5 protein-coding genes are annotated in these 2786 nt (G+C 31.7%); all 5 read right to left on the bottom strand.

Annotated features, from left to right (window positions below; all coding sequences use genetic code 11):
* A partial coding sequence (locus ACIQ1E_RS14345; protein ID WP_396172076.1) for a hypothetical protein occupies positions 1 to 277 on the bottom strand: 277 nt, incomplete at its 3' end.
* A gap of 115 nt (positions 278 to 392) precedes the next feature.
* Positions 393 to 1064 (bottom strand): hypothetical protein, encoded by a 672-nt coding sequence (locus ACIQ1E_RS14340; protein WP_396172074.1) that lies wholly within the window; start codon positions 1062 to 1064, stop codon positions 393 to 395.
* Positions 1051 to 1968 carry a DUF6291 domain-containing protein gene (locus ACIQ1E_RS14335; RefSeq protein ID WP_396172073.1) on the bottom strand — a complete coding sequence of 306 codons (918 nt, stop codon included), beginning with the start codon at positions 1966 to 1968 and terminating at the stop codon, positions 1051 to 1053. The genes ACIQ1E_RS14340 and ACIQ1E_RS14335 overlap by 14 nt, the downstream gene beginning before the upstream one ends.
* A 147-nt stretch (positions 1969 to 2115) precedes the next feature.
* Positions 2116 to 2508 carry a hypothetical protein gene (locus ACIQ1E_RS14330; protein ID WP_396172070.1) on the bottom strand — a complete coding sequence of 131 codons (393 nt, stop codon included), beginning with the start codon at positions 2506 to 2508 and terminating at the stop codon, positions 2116 to 2118.
* A 16-nt stretch (positions 2509 to 2524) separates the two neighbouring features.
* Positions 2525 to 2743 (bottom strand): hypothetical protein, encoded by a 219-nt coding sequence (locus ACIQ1E_RS14325; protein WP_396172067.1) that lies wholly within the window; start codon positions 2741 to 2743, stop codon positions 2525 to 2527.
* Positions 2744 to 2786 lie beyond the last annotated feature (43 nt).

The raw sequence follows: 2786 nt of genomic DNA, 5'->3' as shown, positions 1-2786 counted from the left end.
CTTCATCTTCTTCAATATCAATCGTCAAGGTATTCAACTTGTCAATCTGAGTAGCTAAGAAGTCAGATAGATTTAACAATGCTTGTTCTTCAGATGTAATCTTAGGTGCTTGGAATAGATCAAGTATCTCATCTTCGATACCTTTAACCTTTTGTTTTTGCATTTGCAAGTTGTACAGGTCAAGTGAATGATTGGTCATTTCAGCTGTTCTTTCGTACGAGCAAAGTGTCTTGATGTTTAGCTCGTGAATGGCTAATAAGCTTCTTAATTTTGTCATTTTTTTTAATTTTAGTTTGTTAATGATATGCAAATATAAATAGGTTAATTTAATATTCCAAATTTATTTTGAAGATTATTAAAGATTATTGCAAGTTATTGATTTATAATAGTGTTTATTTTAGTTTATTTTCTAAAAGCTCCAAATCAATCTGTTTCATGTAGATGATCTTGGCAAAATACCTGACATCGTTTTGATTGTAATCATCTGACATAATCAAGGCTATCTCCTTCATGATTGACTTGTTGATGGTGGCATCACTTTTATTGGAAGCTTCAGCCTTTCTCCTGAATAAATCAGTCTTAATCATTTCTTTGGCTTCTGCTAAGTGCTTGACAGCTCCATTTGTGATATCAATATAGCCATTCTTGGCGAGGTAATCGTAAATAACTGGCAATGATGCATCGTGTAGGTTATTGCTTGTCAAGGTGGGTATAATCGTGTTTTTGAATATCTCATCCTTAGCACTCTCGGTCAAGTCAGGCAGTTCATCCTTTGGATTAAACTTTGCCTTATCGTAAGTTTTCTTGTAATCTGATTTTAAGTAGACTTGAATCCATGAATGGATCGTGGCTACATTCAATCCAAAAAACTCGCATAGCTTCTTCCTTGCACCTAAATTTACTATGTTTAACAGCTCAGTAAAGTCTAAGTTCTTATACTGCTGGCAATCATCAGCCATTGTATCAGTAATGAATAATATATCATTTTGTGTGCAGTTTTTATCTCCTGTAATCTGAAATGCTTTCGCTATTTCAATCATAAATTTTTCTTTATTGTATTGCATCTTGTTCTCTTTCTTTAAGTGTTTGTAATGCTGATTCTAATACTGATAGGTTCTTGCTTAGTCTGCTTTGATCCTTTGCTTTATAATTTTCCATTCCTAATTTTAACCAACTTTTTAATGTTAAAAAACTACTTTTATATTTTTTAACCAAGTCTTTTTTATTCTCCATTGCATCAAGCTTATCAATTATTAGGTCCTTAGGGTAAGTTTTTATTATAAATTCACATTGCTCATCTGTTAATTGTCCTAATCTAAATACAGTTGGATAATTTTGTTTTATATAATCATTTAATTTATGAAGTTGCCGACCCCCTGGTAAGACTGTATTTTCTTTTTTTACTTTTAAGGATTGATTATTATCTTCTAAATTTTGAGGATGTAAAAATTCGATAGAATTTTCTGTATTAATATTATTTATTACATTATCAGTAACATTAACAGTTACATTAACAGTATCAGTTACAGTTACAGTTGAAAGTGTTGCAACAGAATCAACACCTGTTGGATTTATTTCTATTGATTTAAGGTATTCTAAGCACTTCTCATAGTAAATATCAGCACCACCATTATCTAATATTCGTTTTTTGCATATTGCAATCTCCTTTTTAATATCTAATTTTTTGATATTCTCATCAACACGAGCTTTAAACTTATTGAATGCAGAAACTACTCCAGCACTTGATTTTTTGCCTAAAGACTCATCCCACTTTTTTAGATCACGTTTTAGTTGGAGCTTTATAGGCTCAAAGGCTATATCAACAAGTATATCATCTATTGTTGGATTCTCATCATTGACATAGGATAGAATGATTTTGAATAGCTTGCCTGCTTTATCATCAGGGAGTTTATTTATCGTGTTTATTAAATCACAATAAAGGATAAAGGATTTTTTGTTTTCTGCCATTGGTTGGTATTTAAAAAGTTTGCCCTCAAAATTATGGATAGCCCCAACCAAGTGGCATTTCGCAATAATAATGAGGGCATAATATTTTTCATACTTGGTTGGTATTTACTGCAAAAATAATCAATTTATATGAATTAGCAAATTTTATTAGCAATTCTCATGGAAATCATTGAAGTCGCTGAATCCAATGGATGGTCTTACTTCTTCTATCTTGAAGTCTAAATGTGCATTTTCTTTGCTAAATTTATTAATGGCAGTTGCAATGCTTTGTAATGAGTTATAGCCATAAGCATCTTTCATATCTCTAACATAAGCACCATGTTTTGTTAAATATTGCTTTGTAAAGTTGCTATAAGTAAAAGATATCACATATTTAGCAGGCTTGATGACATTGAGTAGGTCTCCCATTGTCTTGTCATTGTTGCTGGCAAGCTCATCTTTGATTTGCCTGATAAGTATCTTTACGTTTTGCTCTCTATCAGCTGAGAGGACTCCATCTATGTGGGTTAAGATCTGATCTAATTTTTTAACGATTGACATTTTATTGATTTTATGATTAATAATTGATAAGTCCCATTTGTCTTTTAGCTTCCAGCACTCTCGCCAGGTGGTCGTAGTGTGTTCTTGGTCGGCTGATATAGTCAAGCTCATGAATAATAGCTTTGTGAGTAGCCTTAAATCGTTCCTTTAAGCTTCTGCTTGCCTTAGGTGGTAAGTAGTTAGTTTTCATTCGCTGAGTAGATTCAGGTGGATTGATAAATGTAATGTAATTCATGATGTATTTATTTAGTGTTTATTAATTATTTGTTTGAATAAAT

The organism is Flavobacterium sp. (assembly GCF_044348915.1).
GTDB lineage: Bacteria > Bacteroidota > Bacteroidia > Flavobacteriales > Flavobacteriaceae > Flavobacterium.
This window is presented reverse-complemented; position numbering and strand designations above follow the sequence as displayed.

Coding starts and splice junctions, on each gene's coding strand:
- ACIQ1E_RS14325 (WP_396172067.1), bottom strand. CDS start 2,743: ATGAATTACATTACATTTATCAATCCACCTGAATCTACTCAGCGAATG.
- ACIQ1E_RS14330 (WP_396172070.1), bottom strand. CDS start 2,508: ATGTCAATCGTTAAAAAATTAGATCAGATCTTAACCCACATAGATGGA.
- ACIQ1E_RS14335 (WP_396172073.1), bottom strand. CDS start 1,968: ATGGCAGAAAACAAAAAATCCTTTATCCTTTATTGTGATTTAATAAAC.
- ACIQ1E_RS14340 (WP_396172074.1), bottom strand. CDS start 1,064: ATGCAATACAATAAAGAAAAATTTATGATTGAAATAGCGAAAGCATTT.